Annotated in this window: 12 protein-coding genes; 5 read left to right on the top strand and 7 right to left on the bottom strand. The window is 56.5% G+C overall.

Going from position 1 to position 14811, the window contains the following annotated elements:
- Nucleotides 1-5 precede the first annotated feature (5 nt).
- A complete protein-coding gene (locus AB1E42_RS05770; RefSeq protein ID WP_368346037.1) occupies nucleotides 6-1436 on the bottom strand; it encodes an NAD-dependent succinate-semialdehyde dehydrogenase in 1431 nt (476 codons plus the stop codon).
- Between the two features lie 2 nt (nucleotides 1437-1438).
- A complete protein-coding gene (gene iolG / locus AB1E42_RS05765) occupies nucleotides 1439-2446 on the bottom strand; it encodes an inositol 2-dehydrogenase (protein WP_368346036.1) in 1008 nt (335 codons plus the stop codon).
- A gap of 102 nt (nucleotides 2447-2548) precedes the next feature.
- On the opposite strand from iolG, the gene iolD reads away from it, so the two are divergent.
- From iolD to AB1E42_RS05740, 5 genes are read left to right on the top strand one after another with little or no spacing between them, the layout of a single operon-like run.
- Nucleotides 2549-4423, top strand: coding sequence for a 3D-(3,5/4)-trihydroxycyclohexane-1,2-dione acylhydrolase (decyclizing) (iolD, locus tag AB1E42_RS05760; protein WP_368346035.1), 1875 nt, complete (start codon nucleotides 2549-2551; stop codon nucleotides 4421-4423).
- Nucleotides 4424-4427: 4 nt separating this feature from the next.
- On the top strand, nucleotides 4428-5324 hold the full coding sequence (gene iolE / locus AB1E42_RS05755; RefSeq protein ID WP_368346034.1) for a myo-inosose-2 dehydratase: 897 nt from the start codon (nucleotides 4428-4430) through the stop codon (nucleotides 5322-5324).
- Nucleotides 5321-6133, top strand: coding sequence for an SDR family oxidoreductase (locus AB1E42_RS05750; RefSeq protein ID WP_368346033.1), 813 nt, complete (start codon nucleotides 5321-5323; stop codon nucleotides 6131-6133). The genes iolE and AB1E42_RS05750 overlap by 4 nt, the downstream gene beginning before the upstream one ends.
- 2 nt (nucleotides 6134-6135) lie before the next feature.
- The gene (locus AB1E42_RS05745; protein ID WP_368346378.1) at nucleotides 6136-7194 is read left to right on the top strand and encodes a sugar phosphate isomerase/epimerase family protein; all 1059 of its coding nucleotides are present in this window, start codon (nucleotides 6136-6138) and stop codon (nucleotides 7192-7194) included.
- A 32-nt stretch (nucleotides 7195-7226) separates the two neighbouring features.
- Nucleotides 7227-8360, top strand: coding sequence for a Gfo/Idh/MocA family protein (locus AB1E42_RS05740; RefSeq protein WP_368346377.1), 1134 nt, complete (start codon nucleotides 7227-7229; stop codon nucleotides 8358-8360).
- 92 nt (nucleotides 8361-8452) lie between these two features.
- Here AB1E42_RS05740 and xylA read toward each other — a convergent pair whose 3' ends face one another.
- The 5 genes from xylA to urtB form a co-directional block, all read right to left on the bottom strand.
- Nucleotides 8453-9760 (bottom strand): xylose isomerase, encoded by a 1308-nt coding sequence (xylA, locus tag AB1E42_RS05735; RefSeq protein ID WP_368346032.1) that lies wholly within the window; start codon nucleotides 9758-9760, stop codon nucleotides 8453-8455.
- A 490-nt stretch (nucleotides 9761-10250) separates the two neighbouring features.
- Nucleotides 10251-10946, bottom strand: coding sequence for an urea ABC transporter ATP-binding subunit UrtE (urtE, locus tag AB1E42_RS05730; protein WP_368346031.1), 696 nt, complete (start codon nucleotides 10944-10946; stop codon nucleotides 10251-10253).
- Nucleotides 10939-11688, bottom strand: coding sequence for an urea ABC transporter ATP-binding protein UrtD (urtD, locus tag AB1E42_RS05725; protein ID WP_368346030.1), 750 nt, complete (start codon nucleotides 11686-11688; stop codon nucleotides 10939-10941). The genes urtE and urtD overlap by 8 nt, the downstream gene beginning before the upstream one ends.
- On the bottom strand, nucleotides 11685-12851 hold the full coding sequence (gene urtC, locus AB1E42_RS05720) for an urea ABC transporter permease subunit UrtC (protein ID WP_368346029.1): 1167 nt from the start codon (nucleotides 12849-12851) through the stop codon (nucleotides 11685-11687). Before urtC ends, urtD begins: the two co-directional genes overlap by 4 nt.
- Before the next feature lie 3 nt (nucleotides 12852-12854).
- Nucleotides 12855-14786 carry an urea ABC transporter permease subunit UrtB gene (gene urtB / locus AB1E42_RS05715; protein ID WP_368346028.1) on the bottom strand — a complete coding sequence of 644 codons (1932 nt, stop codon included), beginning with the start codon at nucleotides 14784-14786 and terminating at the stop codon, nucleotides 12855-12857.
- Between the last annotated feature and the right edge of the window lie 25 nt (nucleotides 14787-14811).

Genomic DNA, 14811 nt, shown 5'->3' with positions numbered 1-14811 from the left:
ATTCATCAGAAAACGATCTGGGCGAGTTTCGTATCAAGATAATCCTCAATACCCTCAAGCCCGCCTTCACGCCCCATGCCAGAGAAGTTTGTGCCGCCGAACGGCGCCTCACTGGCTGCCAAAGCAAATGAATTTATGCCGACCATGCCCGCCTTTAGCGTCGAAATCGTCCGGCGCGCGCGCTCGGGTGAGGTCGTAAAGGCATAAGCCGAAAGCCCCATGTTGCATGCGTTTGCCCTCGCCAAGACATCGTCATCGTCTGTAAAGGTCGTGATCGCCGCAATTGGTCCAAAATTCTCCTCGGAAAAGACTTCCATATCATCTGTAACCCCCGTCAGAACGGTCGGTTCATAGAAATGTCCTTCGTTGAAGCCAGCCGCACGCTGGCCGCCCGTCGCGACGGTGGCCCCGCTTCTAACCGCACCCTGTACGATTGAATCAATCTCAGAGAGACGCCCTTCGTTAATCAATGGCCCCATGCCAACACTGTCGTCGAGCCCGTCGCCCAGCTTGATTTTCTTGGCGCGGTCGGTGAAACCCGCAACAAATGCATCATGCAAGGATGCGTGCACAAAGAAGCGATCAGGCGTGACACACACTTGGCCGCAATTGGCAAATTTTGTAGCGACGATTACGTCCAGCGCGACCTCCAAATCAGCATCATCATATAGTATGCACGGCGCGTTACCCCCAAGTTCCATCGACACTTTCTTCACCGTGTCGGCCGCGTCGCGGATCATTTGCTGCCCCACGCGCGTCGATCCGGTCAGTGAAACCTTTCGGACTCGGGGATCAGCCATGATTGTCCCGTAGGTCGCAGCCGTCGACCCCGCCACGAGGTTGACAGCTCCATCAGGCAAGCCACCAGCTTTTATGCAGTCCACGATAATCATCGCCACGCCCGGGGTCTGCGAGGAAGGACGCAGAACCACCGGGCAGCCCGCGGCGAGCGCGGGCGCCAGCTTGCGGGCTGGGAGGGCGGCGGGGAAGTTCCAAGCGGTAAAGGCACCGACGACACCAACAGGTTCTCGGGAAATTTCAAAGCGACCACCCGGAACGCGGCTATCGACCACTCGACCATAAATCCGGCGCGCCTCTTCGGCGTACCATCTGAACTGGTCGCAAGCGAGGCCCCATTCCCTGCCGGATTGCACCAGCGGCTTACCTGTCTCGGTCGAGATCATGCGCTGCGCTTCATCAGCGCGGGCGATCATGGCATCGGCGATCTTGTGCAGCGCGTCAGCTCTGCCGAAGCCACCCATTGCCTGCAACTGCGCTTGAGCTTTCGCTGCCGCATCAAGCGCCGCCTCAGTGTCCTCAACGCTTGCCGCGGCCACGGTACCGAGCAGCTTTTCTGTAACAGGCGAAAACACATCGAGGCGGGCACCGCCAGCACACCACGCACCATCAATGAAACATCCAAATTGTTCGTACATGTTTACTCAACCTCTTTCAGATGCACCGGCCGACCTTCGCGCACCGAGATCAACGCCGCTTCAGCGAGCAACAGTGCCTTGTGACCATCATCAAAACCAACGGCAGGCGGCGCGGCGTTTTCGACCGCGTCAACAAAAGCATCAATCTCGGACGCGAACGCCTGTGCGTAGCGTTCAATAAAGAAATTCAACAGCGGCGCTTTTTGGTCAGTATAGGCGCCACCATAAAGCCTTGCATTGTTCTCCGGATGGTTTTCCGAAATCGCCATACCTCCCGTGCCAAAGGCTTCAACACGCTGATCATAGCCGTAGACAGCCCGCCGCGAGTTTGAGATCACGCATTGCTTTCCAGATGCCGTGGTCATGGTGACTGTCACGGTGTCGTAGTCGTCGCACCGTTCCATAAGTGCGGGAGCGACCAATCTCGCACCAACCGCCGAGATCGTTTCGAACTCTTCGCCCATAATAAACCGCGCCATGTCAAAATCATGGATCGTCATGTCTCTGAAAATACCGCCCGAAACCTCGATATAGGCATCCGGCGCGATATCGGGATCACGCGAAGTAATCACCACCTGATGCACGTCGCCGATCTGTCCGGCCTCTATGGCAGCGCGAACCGCCGCATGACCTTTGTCAAACCGCCGCACGAAGCCCAACATGATCGGCACTGTCGTCCCTGCAATGGCTGATGCACATGCCTTGACGCGCGCTACCGACAGGTCAATCGGCTTTTCACATAAGCAAGGCTTTCCGGCCGTTACCGCCGCTTCGATGAAATCCGCATGCGTTGGCGTCGACGTCGCGACGAGAACCGCATCAACCTCATTGGCACTGAAAATATCGTCCGCGCTGGCAAATTGCTTAACCGACAAATTCGCAGCCACCTCTTTCGCGGCTGCTTCAACAACGTCGAATACACCCGCTAGCTCCGCCCGTGGGTGGGCATGGATATTTTCGGCATGCATGCGACCAATACGCCCGCACCCCAAGACGGCAATTCTCAGCATGGAATCCTCCCCGTGAATTTTCGCAATGATCGTTGCAACGATCGATCAATGTCAATATACATTTCACAACTGAGGAGAATCCGTCAACGGGAGGAAGCCGCGATGTCCGACAAAACAGTCAATCTGACCATGGCACAGGCGATAGTGCGTTATCTGTGTAACCAGTATACCGAAGTTGACGGCGAAAAGGTGCCGTTGTTTGCAGGCGTTTTCGGCATTTTCGGCCATGGCAATGTCACCTGCCTGTCAGAAGCGCTTGAGCAAGTTCAAGACCGCCTTCCCACTTGGCGCGGACAAAACGAACAATCGATGGCCCTTGCCGCCGTCGGTTTCGCGAAAGCCAAGCTTCGCCGGCAGATCATGATTGCAACATCCTCTGTCGGACCGGGCGCGACGAATATGATCACTGCCGCAGGCACCGCTCACGCTAACAGACTACCGCTTCTTTTACTGTCGGGCGACACATTCACAAACCGTTTGCCGGATCCCGTTCTGCAACAGGTCGAGCATTTCGGAAGCCCCTCCACGACAGTCAATGACGGTTTCCGCAGCGTGACCCGCTTCTGGGACAGGATCACCCATCCGGCACAGATTCTATCGTCACTGCCGCAAGCACTGACAACGATGCTCGAACCCGCCAATTGCGGGCCTGCCTTCATCGGTCTGCCACAGGACATTCAGGAAATCGCTTATGATTACCCGGAAAGTTTCTTTGCCGAAAAAACGTGGATCATACCGCGTCCTCGGCCCTCTCGTAACGAGGTCGCTGCTGCTGTCGCGCTGCTGAAATCGGCTAAAAAGCCATTGATCATATCCGGCGGCGGTGTGCGTTACTCCGGCGCGAATGAATTGCTGGCCGACTTTGCTCAGCGTCGTAGCATTCCCGTCGCGGAAACCATCGCTGGCAAAGGGGGGATCGTGCATGATCACCCTGTGAATGTGGGTGCAATGGGGATCGAGGGAACCGACGCAGCGAAGGAACTGGCAGAAACTGCCGATGTCGTGATTGCCGTCGGCACTCGAATGCAGGATTTCACAACAGGCTCTTGGACTACATTCGCCAAGGACGCGAAATTCCTGAACATCAACGCGGCGCGCTTTGACGCCAGCAAACATTTCGCGGTGCCTGTGGTCGGGGACGCATTGGAATGCATCCAAGAAATCGACGCCGAGCTGGGCGATTGGGCTTGCGATCCCGCACAAATGGAGCGCGCTCAAAAGCTCTACGCTGAATGGAACACGGCACTGGACGAGGGCCAAACCCCGACAAATAGCGCCCTACCCTCGTATGCGCAGGTCATCGGCGTGGTGAACAAGATGGCCCGCAAGGAGGATACGATGGTCACGGCCGCCGGCGGCCTCCCCGGCGAAACGGCCAAGAACTGGCGCGTAAAAGCCCCGAACACTTATGACCTCGAGTTTGGGTTTTCCTGCATGGGCTATGAAATCGCGGGTGGTTGGGGGCACGCAATGGCCAAAACCAGCCCAGACGGCACTCAAACCGGTGTGCCAATCGTCATGGTTGGCGATGGCTCATACATGATGATGAACTCCGACATCTATTCGACAGTCTTGTCCGGCCATAAAATGATTGTCGTGGTCTGCGACAATGGCGGTTTTGGCGTCATCAACCGCTTGCAAACCGGCATGGGCGTTCCTGGCTTCAATAACTTGCTTAAAGACAGCCGCGTGCAGAACAAGGACAATCCTTTGCACGTTGATTTCGTCTCGCACGCCCGCGCCATGGGCGCCGAAGCCCGCTTTTGCGAGAGCCTCGCTGACCTCGAGGTCAATATGGAATGGGCACAAGGCACTGATCGCACAACCGTTTTGGTGATCAATTCAGATGCCTACACATGGACGCCCGGCGGTGCAGATTGGTACGTCGGCGTTCCCGAGATCAACAACCGTGAAAGCATCCGCCAGGCACGAGCAGGTCAGGAAGCGTTCCGCCAGAAACAACGCCGGGGCGTGTGATCGCATGTTGCAAGCGCGACTAGGGATCGCCCCGATAGCGTGGTGGAACGACGATCTGGAGAGCCTGTCGGATGATGTTTCGCTCGACGAATGTCTACGACAGGCTGCCACGGCAGGGCTTAGCGGCATGGAAACCGGCCGTCGCTTCCCCATGAATATGGCTGAACTTGGCCCAACCCTCGCACGGCACGGAATGTCGGTTTGTGGCGGATGGTTTTCCGGACTGCTGCTCGATGGCGACATCGAAGCCGAAAAAGACAGGATCGCAGCTCAACTTACCTTTTTCAAGGAAGCCGGAGCGCCATGCATTGTTTACGGCGAAACAGCGCGCTCGGTGCAAGGGGAACGCTACACTCCACTTGCCCAAAAGCCGCGATTGACCGAGGCCGAGATGGCCGTCTATGGGCGCAAGATATCGGATTTTTCGGACTGGTGCGCAGCGCAGGGCATGCCGATCGCCTACCATCACCACATGGCAGCCGTAGTCGAAACAGAGGCCGAACTCGACATGTTCATGCAGAACTCGTCAGTGCCACTTCTGTTCGATGCGGGCCATATGGCGTTCGCCGGCGGCGATAATCTGCGCGTGATCGACAATCACCATGCCCGAATAGCGCATGTCCACACCAAGGATGTGCGCTTCGACGTGATTAATGGGTTGGACCGAAGCCGCGAAAGCTTTCTTGATGCGGTCATCAAGGGCGCCTTCACAGTTCCCGGTGATGGCTCCCTCGACTTTGAAGAGATCGTTAAAGCCCTCGCCGCCAAGGGCTATCAAGGATGGTTTGTAATCGAAGCCGAACAAGATCCGGTGGCGCACCCGCCTCTAGAGATGGCAATCAAGGGGCGCAGAACGCTCAAAAACGTGATGGATATCGCAGGATACGAGGTAGTGGAATGAACCGGATAGACGGAAAGATCGCTGTCATTACTGGCGGAACGCAAGGCCTAGGCGCGGCAATTGCCCGCCAGTTCGCCGAAGCCGGCGCCGCAGGAATAGTGCTTGTCGGCCGAGGCCGCGAAAAGGGCGAGAAAGTCGCCACAGAGATTGGCGCAGCTTTTGGCATAGATGTGCGCATGGTCGCGGCCGATCTGGGCAATCTCGAGGACGTACACCGGATCATGGCCGAGACTGATGAAACCTTCGGCCGGGTCGACATTCTCGTCAACGCCGCAGGCCTAACGGATCGCGGGAATATCATGAACACAAGTGCCGAACTGTTCGACAGCATGTTCGCCGTCAACGTTCGCGCGCCTTTCTTCCTGATGCAGGATGCCGCCAAAATCATGATCCGCGAAGGCGTTGAAGGGCGCATTGTCAATATCGGCTCCATGTCCGAACACGCAGGCCAACCTTTCCTCTGCCCCTATTCCGCGTCCAAAGGCGCATTGGCGACACTCACACGGAACGCAGGCTTTGCCCTCATGCGCAACAGGATACATGTAAACCAGCTCTCGATTGGCTGGATGAATTCCGACCATGAGCGCAAATTGATCGAGTTCGAGACAGGCGACCCACATTTCATAGACCGCGCTGCCGCCGCAAAGCCATTCGGTCGCATTCTCGACCCGAAGGAAGTTGCAAAAGCCGTTCTCTGGATGGCGTCTAACGATAGCGGAATGATGACCGGAACGATCGTCAATTTCGACCAATCCATCTGGGGCGCCTACGATGACGCGCCCGTACCCGATGAGGCCCTGCAATTATGACGATGAAAACGATCAAAGGCCCCGCCGTCTTTCTCGCGCAATTCGCCGCCGACGACCCCCCTTATGACAGTTTGCCAAGCCTCGCAAAATGGGCGCAGCAAAAGGGCTTCAAAGGTGTGCAAATCCCGACATGGGATACGCGGCTTATTGACATTAAGCGTGCGGCCGAAAGTGAAACCTACGCGAGCGAAATCAAGGGGTTGCTCGCCGACCATGACCTGACCCTCACCGAATTCGCCTCGCACATCACCGGCCAGTTGGTCGCCGTCCATCCAGCCCATGACCAGATCATGGACAGTTTTGCGCCCGATCATGTGCGTGGCTCCCCCACCGCGCGGCGCGCATGGGCGGAGGAACAGCTGCGATTGGCCGCGCGGGCGTCTAATCGCCTTGGGATCACCACGCATACCACATTTTCGGGCTCGCTCCTTTGGCCTTACCTTTACCCCTATCCACAATGGCCAGAAGGGCTTGTGGACGATGCCTTTACGGAATTGGCGGCGCGCTGGAAGCCGCTGCTCGACGAGTTTGACGCAAACGGCGTTGACGCCTGCTTCGAAATTCACCCCTGCGAGGATCTGCACGACGGCCATTCATGGGAATACTTTCTCGAAAAAGTGGGCCATCACCCACGCGCCAACATCATGTACGATCCTAGCCATTTCGTGCTTCAGGCCTTGGACTATCTGGCGTTCATCGACCACTACCATGACCGTATCAAAGCCTTCCATGTCAAAGATGCCGAGTTCCGACCGGATGGAAAATCCGGCGCCTACGGCGGCTTTATGCCTTGGTCAAAGCGGGCCGGTCGTTTCCGCAGCCCCGGTGACGGACAAGTCGATTTTGGCACGATCTTCACCAAGTTTTCTACTTACGGCTTCGATGGTTGGGCTACCCTCGAGTGGGAATGCTTCATCAAGAACCCTGAAGATGGTGCGCGAGAAGGCGCAGAATTCATCTCGGATCACATCATTAAAATATCGGATCGCGCGTTCGACGATTTTGTCAAATCTGGCGCGGATCAAAAGGCGAACCGGCAAATGCTCGGACTGGAGAATTGACTATGAGCTATCAACGCAAACTGCGCCTCGGCATGGTCGGCGGCGGCGAAGGCGCTTATATCGGCAACATTCATCGCATAGCATCCCGCCTCGACGGCGCTTGGGATCTGGTCGCTGGCGCATTTGACGTCGATCCTGAAAAAGGCCGCGCATTCGCTTTATCACAAGGCCTGAACGAGGACCGCGCATATGGCGACTACAAGGCATTGATCGCTGGCGAAGCCAGCCGCGAAGATCGCGTCGATGCGGTTGCTATTTGCACGCCGAACTTCACCCACTACCCCATCGCCAAAGCGCTCATAGAGGCTGGCTTTGATGTCATTTGCGAAAAACCGTTGACCGCAACGCTCGACGACGCAGTCGCACTGGAAAAGCTCGCCCGCGAATCCGGCCGCTTCGTCGGCGTGACCTATACCTACTCCGGCTACCCGATGATCCACGAAGCAAGGGTGCGCATCGCCAACGGAGAAATTGGCAAAATCCGAACCGTACAAGTGGAATACCCTCTAGAGTGGATGGCGACCGCCATCGAGGCAGAGGGCAACGCCCAGGCTGCCTGGCGCACCGATCCGACCAAGAATGGACGCGGCGGTTCAATCGGTGACATCGGCACCCATGCCTACCACCTGGCGGGTTTTGTGACCGGGCTGGAACTCGAAAGTTTAACCGCCGATATAGCCACATTTGTCGAGGGGCGCGCGTTGGACGATAATGCCCATGTCATGATACGCTACAAAGGCGGCGCGCGCGGGCTTCTTTGGTCGTCACAGGTCGCGATAGGCAACTCGAATGGAATCCGCCTGCGCGTCTTCGGCGATAAGGGATCATTCCAATGGTTCCAAGAGCAACCGAACGACTTGGTTTTCCAACCACTTGGCGGACGGGTTCAATTGATCAAACGCGGTTCAGACGAGCTATCGGCGGATGCACAGGTTCGCATGCGCACCCCGCCCGGCCACCCCGAGGGCTACCTCGAAGCATTTGCCAACATTTATTCCGGTTTTGCAGAAGCGATCCGCGCGCGTTCGGCGGGGCGCGCGCCCGGACCTTTGGGGCAAAACGTGCCTCTCGCCTATGACGGCCTCAAAGGCGTGGCCTTCGTCGAGGCGGTCGTGGACAGCGCTTCGAGCGAAAGCCCAGTATGGCTTACGCCCATCGCCGTTTGATCGGGCGGCGCATGCCCCTCAGGCGTTCATCGCGCGATACACCCATTTTTATTGCGGCGGCCCTATATTCAGGGCCACCGCAGAGCCTGTGATCAGACAAACCGGTTCACATAATTCTCAAGAATTTCCTGCCGCCCCGATCTCGGCTGCGGGTTAATCTCTTCGGCCAGCACCCGGTCGGTAATCGCGGCCAGATCGCTACCCAGCATTTGCTGCGCGGCATCTGTCCGCCACCCAGCATAACGCTCCTGTAGCGCGGTCTCCAGTCCGCCGTCTTCGATCATTGCCGCTGCGGCCTTCAATCCACGCGCACAGACATCCATCGCCCCAACATGCCCCGCAACCAGATCCTCGGCGTCCAAGGATTGACGCCGCAGCTTCGCGTCAAAGTTGGTGCCTCCGGTTCCAAGCCCACCAGCCTTCAGGATATGGTAATAGGCCAGTGCCACCTCGGGGACATTATTGGGGAACTGGTCAGTATCCCAACCAGACTGGTAGTCGTTGCGGTTCATATCGATCGACCCCAACAAACCTTCGGATGCGGCAACTGCCAACTCATGCTCGAATGAATGCCCAGCGAGGATGGCATGCCCCTGTTCAAGGTTTAATTTCACCTCGCCCTCAAGACCGTATTTGCGCAGGAAGCCGATGCACGTCGCCGCATCAAAATCATATTGGTGCTTCGAAGGTTCTTGTGGTTTCGGTTCGACCAAGATCGTCCCCTTGAAACCGATCTTGTGTTTGTAATCGACGACCATGCTCAAAAAGCGGCCCATGTGATCCAGCTCTTGCCCCATGTCGGTGTTGAGCAGGGTTTCATAACCCTCACGTCCTCCCCACAAGACATAATTCTCACCGCCGAGTTTGTGGGTCGCGTCAAGGCAGGATTTCACGGTCGCGGCGGCAAAGGCAAACACATCAGGGTCAGGGTTCGTCGACGCGCCCGCCATCCATCGGCGATGCGAGAACATATTGGCGGTGCCCCAAAGGCAGCCAATACTCCTTCCCTGCATCTTGTCACCGATGTAGTCGGTTATTTCGTCGAGGGTCGCCAGATTGTCCGCGAAATTTCCCTGCTCGGGCCGGATATCAGCATCATGCCAGCAAAAATAAGGTTGGCCGAGAATGTCAAAAAACTCGAAAGCAGCATCAACCTTTTCGCGCGCTTTCGCCATATTGTCCTGCGGATGCCATGGCCGTTCGAATGTCTGCCCGCCAAACGGATCACCGCCCTCCCAAGCAAAAGAATGCCACCATGCCACAGCGAACCGCAGATGCTCCTCCATCCGCTTACCCATAACCAGCTCATCAGGGTTATAGTGGCGATAGGCGATAGGGGAGTTGCTGTTTTCACCCTCATGTTTGACCGGCGCAATGCCGTCGAAGAAACCGGTTGTCATGGGTAGTCGTCCCGTATCCAAAATTCAATTTTCTACGCTGGCGCCATCACTCAGGATGGCCATTCAATGCCAATTGGGATCAGTGTGCGGATTTTAGGAACATTCTCAAGCACCATCCGCGCCGCAGGGCTGCTGGCGCAGTCAAACCTCTCAGGGCAGTCGCTTTCTTGGGGAGTTGCTCTAGCATAAGACAGCCGCATTCGAGGCACTGATCTCCCCAGCTTGGCTTTTGTCGCAGCACCTTTTAATGCACGGGAACAGCGCCAATTGGCGCCGCAATGAGCCTCAGGAATGCACGGAGCGTTGGCGATCGCTCTCACCGCAGGCCCTCACCAAACCCGCCAAAAAGCGGCTAAAAACGGAGAGGAGACGGCTGCGCTAACAAAAACAGGGCAACTGGCGGTGAAATAAGATCCATGCTGCCCCGTCTCCGCAAGGAATCCGCGGTCTGAATTTTCCTCGGCGCAATCCAGCGACGCAGTTATCCAAGCTAAAGCGACAAATGTTCCAGAAGGGCAGCCTGAGAGATCGCTGATCTGTGCACATTCAGTTTCATGGTCCCACGTTCCATGACGTAAATCTGGTCTGCATTCCCATAGGCGAAGTCGGCATTCTGTTCGACCAGCAGAATCGCCATGTCCCCTTTGCTGCGCAGTTGTTGCAGCGCATCACCGATCTGTTGGATAATATTTGGCTGGATGCCCTCTGTCGGTTCATCCAAAAGGAGCACCTTGGGGCGCGTGATCAAAGCACGGGCAATCGCCAATTGCTGTTGTTGCCCACCCGAGAGGTCACCGCCGCGCCTTGTTTGCATCTCTTGCAAAACCGGAAAGAGCGTAAAAATCTCGTCAGGGATCATGTGATCTGACTTTGGAAGGCACGCGAAACCTGTCTCAAGGTTTTCAAGCACGGTCATCAGTGGAAAGACCTCACGCCCTTGCGGAACATAGGCGATGCCAGCGCGGGCTGCTTCAAACGCGCTTGGAAGAGTCAACCTGCCGCCGTCCACTTCCAAACTGCCCTCACTATAGGGGTGCCTGCCTGCAATTGCCTTGAGCAAGCTGGTTTTGCCGACACCATTGTTGCCCATCAAGGTCGTGATTTCACCGCGCTTGGCAGTCAAGGAAACGTGGAAGAGAATTTGGCTTTGGCCATATTTCAGGCTGAGGTTTTCGACGCTAAGCATGTCCGCGCCCCAAATAAACGTCGATGACCTTTGGGTTGCTGGTCACATGATCCAGGTTGCCCTCGGCCAGCACTGATCCTTCATGTAGGACCGTGACTTTGCACTCCAGGCGGCGGACGAACTCCATATCATGTTCGACAACCACAACGGCCCTAGTTTTGGCGGCTTCGCGCAGGATATTGGTGGTCTTTTCGCGTTCCTCAACGCTCATACCTGCGGCAGGCTCATCAACGAGCAGTAACCGCGGCTCTTGCGCCAGCAGCATCCCGATTTCAAGCCACTGCTTTTGTCCATGGCTAAGCTCCCCTGCGATCCTAGTGAGCTGCGCCGTCAGGCCGATCTGCTCGGCGATAGCTTCTATACGCGCCGCATTTGCCTTGGTGCGCTTGTGCCAAAGTACCGCAAAGGGGCTGCGGGGGTTTTTGAGAGCCATCGCAAGGTTTTGGCGAACAGTTTGATCTTCAAACACCGTGGGTTTCTGAAATTTCCGACCAATCCCTTCCATAGCAATTTCGCTTTCGGACATCCCCAACAGGGAGATATTCTTTTCCCCCCAGACAACCTTGCCCTCGTCGGGTTTTGTCTTGCCGGTCACAATGTCCATGAACGTCGTCTTGCCTGCGCCATTGGGTCCGATGATGGCCCGCAGTTCGGCTTCAGCAAATTGGACGGAGAGATTGTTAATAGCGCGAAACCCATCAAAACTGACGGACACGCCCGAGACTTCGAGCAGGCTTGTCATGACGGTTTCCTTACCAATTTATCGAACACTCCCCCAATGCCTTTGGGGAAGAAAAGCGTAACCACAACAAAGCTCAGCCCCAGCAGGACGAGCCACCAATCTGTCCATTTGATCGTGTAGAACCCCAGCGGCACGTCGGGGGCACCACCGCCCGTGAGCCAACTGGACAGCAGCGAGACAAAAGCCGCGCCGATGACCGCCCCGTAAAGCCGCCCGCGTCCACCGATGGCGACCCAGACCGCAAGATAGATCGAAGCGATCGGTGCAATTTCGCCTGGGTTAATGATCCCCGCTTGCGGGTAGTACAACGCGCCAGCGATGCCAGAGACGATGGCTGTGATCGTAAAGATAAACAGCTTATAGCTTTCGACGTGATAGCCAAGGAAACGCACGCGGGCTTCATTGTCACGGATGCCCTTGATCACGCTCCCCATCTTTCCAGACACAACCCAAGCGAAGAACACATACCCCAGCCCCAGCGCGAGCGCTGAGGCCCAAAAAAAGACGATGGAGATCGTGGCTTGCGACGTGTCCTCAAACCCGGGGATATTCTGCAAGCCAGAGAGGCCATTGTTCCCACGCAAACCGCTGTCATTTTGGAAAAGGTAAAGAGCCAGAGCCAGCGTCATCGCCTGTGTGAGGATCGACAGATACACCCCTGTGACCCTGCTACGGAAAGCGAGCCAGCCGAAAACCAATGCAAGCAGGCCAGGGATCAGAACGACCATAACCAGTTGCAGGATCAGACTGTCTGCGAACGCCCAGATCAACGGAAACTCCGAGCTGCCGACCACACCGAATATCTGCGTGCCAATGGCATCAGAGACTTCTTGTGGCGTCGGCGGTAGCGCTTGCCCAGCTAGGCTTTCAAGCACAATGATTTCTGTGCGCGCATACATCAGCCACATCCCAATGGCATAGCCACCGCCCCCAAAGAAGGCGAAGTGTCCGAGGCTGAGAATTCCGCAATATCCCCAGACAACATCCATCGCGACCGCGATCAGGCACAAACAAAGCGTTTTGCCCAATGTCTTTACAAAGCTGGTTGAGATGAAGGCGACCCCAGTGACCTCGGATAGCAGCGTCACAACAAGGGTGAAGATTGACAAGGCAATCAAGAACCAAAGAACTGACGGGTTTTGAGAAAGAAATGATTTGCCCATAGTTCAATCCGCCGCTGCCCGTCCCTTTAGAGCAACGATGCCCTTGGGACGGAATTGAATGAAAAGAATGATGAAAAGGATCATGTAAGTTTGGGCCGCAAGCGTGTTCGACGGGTTCAACCATTCGATCCCTTTTTGCAGACCACCGATCAGACCGGCCCCAGCCAGCGTACCAAAGACGCTGCCGACCCCTCCGACCACAACGGTCATAAACGATTGAACGATATAGGCTTGCCCCATTTCCGAAGTTACCTGCGCGAAAAGCCCGATGGCCACACCTGCGATCCCGGCAATCCCTGAGCCAAGGCCAAAGGTCATCATATTGATAGAATCAGGATTGATCCCCATCGAAGAGGCCATGCCCGGGTTTTGCGTGACCGCCCGAACTTCCAAACCAAGCCGTGTTCGCCGGAGGACGTAGACAATCAATGCCAGAAAGATCAGCGCGAGTACAAAAATCGCGATCCTGATGTAGCTGATGGCAACCACATCGTTAAAGACCAGTGCGCCATCAAGCCAGCTCGGTGATGTCAGAGGCCTGGCCTGGGTGCCAAAGATGTTCTTGGCAAGCTGTTGCAGGGCAATGGAAATGCCGAATGTCGCCAGCAGGGTTTCTAGCGGTCGATGGTAGAGATGCCGTATCACGAGGCGTTCCATTGCGACACCTGCGCCGAATGTTACCGCAAAGGCCAGCGGGAGGGCGACGATGATCGACACTGTGTAATCCGGCACAAAAAGTTGGACGACATAGCCCGTATAGGCGCCCATCATGATGAACTCGCCATGGGCCATATTGATGACCCCCATAACACCAAAAGTGATCGCGAGGCCGATGGCTGCAAGAAAGTAGATCGAAGCGAGCGACAGCGCGTCGAGCCCCAGATCAGCGGCTTGGCTGAATGCCACTTTCGTCTCGATCGCATCGAGGGATGAACGGGCGGCGTCTGTGATCTCTTTGTCAGGTTCAATGTAGCTCAGGTAGAACACATGGTCTTCGAGTGCCGCCGCTTGGTCTGCCGGTGTGACAAGCGTCGGGACCGTGCCAGCAGCAGCCAAAGCTTGATAAGCCGCCGCGCGCGCATCCTGTGTCCCGAGCGTCGCAACTTGCAGGCCACCGACCTTCTCGTCGACAATGTTGGCCACAAGCGCTTGCCGGATTTCCGAGGGGCTGATCACCGGCGGAGCAAGGCCCGCATCAACCAACTGGGCGTAAGCGTCCGCCTCGGTCAGATCAATTCCCGGTGTCAGGATAGCGGCAATATTTGAACCCTCAGGAAACTCGGCGGCGACACCTGCCTCGGTGGCGAGGATATTATTCAGAACGGCGCGCGTATCGACCGAAAGATCACTACCTAGGTTGGCGATCGCTTCAATACGCTCTGCCGTTGTCGGTGCGAAACTGGCGCGGAGCAGACCCACGAGGCGCTCTTTTCTGGCGCGCAACGTGGCATCCGCTTCATCTGCAATAGAAGCCGCAAGAGGGGCCAATTGACTGGAGTCCATGCTGCGCGCAATGGCATCGACCGCAGCCTGACGTTTTTCAATCACCGGATCTGAAAGTTGAAACTGAACCAACACGTCGCCAATCGCGCGTCGCACGCCGCCATTTGGACGGGATTCGGTAAGTGCAGATCCTTCGGTTGTGCCGATCACCTCGCCGGTGTCCAGATCAAGCAGATCACCGCCCAATTGACGCAGGAACAGGCCGTCTTCTTCGCGCTGAACGATTTCCCGATCACGCCATGCCTCAAGAAAGGGGACGGCCTGAGGCAACGCGCTGGCCACCAGATCATCCAGCAAAACACCAACTGTCCTGCGGCCAGGTTTGGCGACCTCATCAGCGTGGGTCTGCAAGATGGATTGTAGGGTTTGGGCGGTCGCGCCATTGGGTATGGCAAGATAAACGGCGAGTGCCATCAGCAGTATTCGGAGCATGGTGCGAAGCCTGTTCGTCAGGAAT

The sequence above is a fragment of the Pelagovum sp. HNIBRBA483 genome, assembly GCF_040931995.1.
Classification (GTDB): domain Bacteria; phylum Pseudomonadota; class Alphaproteobacteria; order Rhodobacterales; family Rhodobacteraceae; genus JAEPMR01.
Note: the sequence above shows the minus strand (reverse complement) of the source record. Positions and strands in the feature narration are given on the sequence as shown.

Excerpts from the sequence above, each read along its gene's own strand:
- AB1E42_RS05770 (WP_368346037.1), bottom strand. The coding sequence starts at position 1,436 with ATGTACGAACAATTTGGATGTTTCATTGATGGTGCGTGGTGTGCTGGC.
- iolG (WP_368346036.1), bottom strand. The coding sequence starts at position 2,446 with ATGCTGAGAATTGCCGTCTTGGGGTGCGGGCGTATTGGTCGCATGCAT.
- iolD (WP_368346035.1), top strand. The coding sequence starts at position 2,549 with ATGTCCGACAAAACAGTCAATCTGACCATGGCACAGGCGATAGTGCGT.
- iolE (WP_368346034.1), top strand. The coding sequence starts at position 4,428 with ATGTTGCAAGCGCGACTAGGGATCGCCCCGATAGCGTGGTGGAACGAC.
- AB1E42_RS05750 (WP_368346033.1), top strand. The coding sequence starts at position 5,321 with ATGAACCGGATAGACGGAAAGATCGCTGTCATTACTGGCGGAACGCAA.
- AB1E42_RS05745 (WP_368346378.1), top strand. The coding sequence starts at position 6,136 with ATGAAAACGATCAAAGGCCCCGCCGTCTTTCTCGCGCAATTCGCCGCC.
- AB1E42_RS05740 (WP_368346377.1), top strand. The coding sequence starts at position 7,227 with ATGGTCGGCGGCGGCGAAGGCGCTTATATCGGCAACATTCATCGCATA.
- xylA (WP_368346032.1), bottom strand. The coding sequence starts at position 9,760 with ATGACAACCGGTTTCTTCGACGGCATTGCGCCGGTCAAACATGAGGGT.
- urtE (WP_368346031.1), bottom strand. The coding sequence starts at position 10,946 with ATGCTTAGCGTCGAAAACCTCAGCCTGAAATATGGCCAAAGCCAAATT.
- urtD (WP_368346030.1), bottom strand. The coding sequence starts at position 11,688 with ATGACAAGCCTGCTCGAAGTCTCGGGCGTGTCCGTCAGTTTTGATGGG.
- urtC (WP_368346029.1), bottom strand. The coding sequence starts at position 12,851 with ATGGGCAAATCATTTCTTTCTCAAAACCCGTCAGTTCTTTGGTTCTTG.
- urtB (WP_368346028.1), bottom strand. The coding sequence starts at position 14,786 with ATGCTCCGAATACTGCTGATGGCACTCGCCGTTTATCTTGCCATACCC.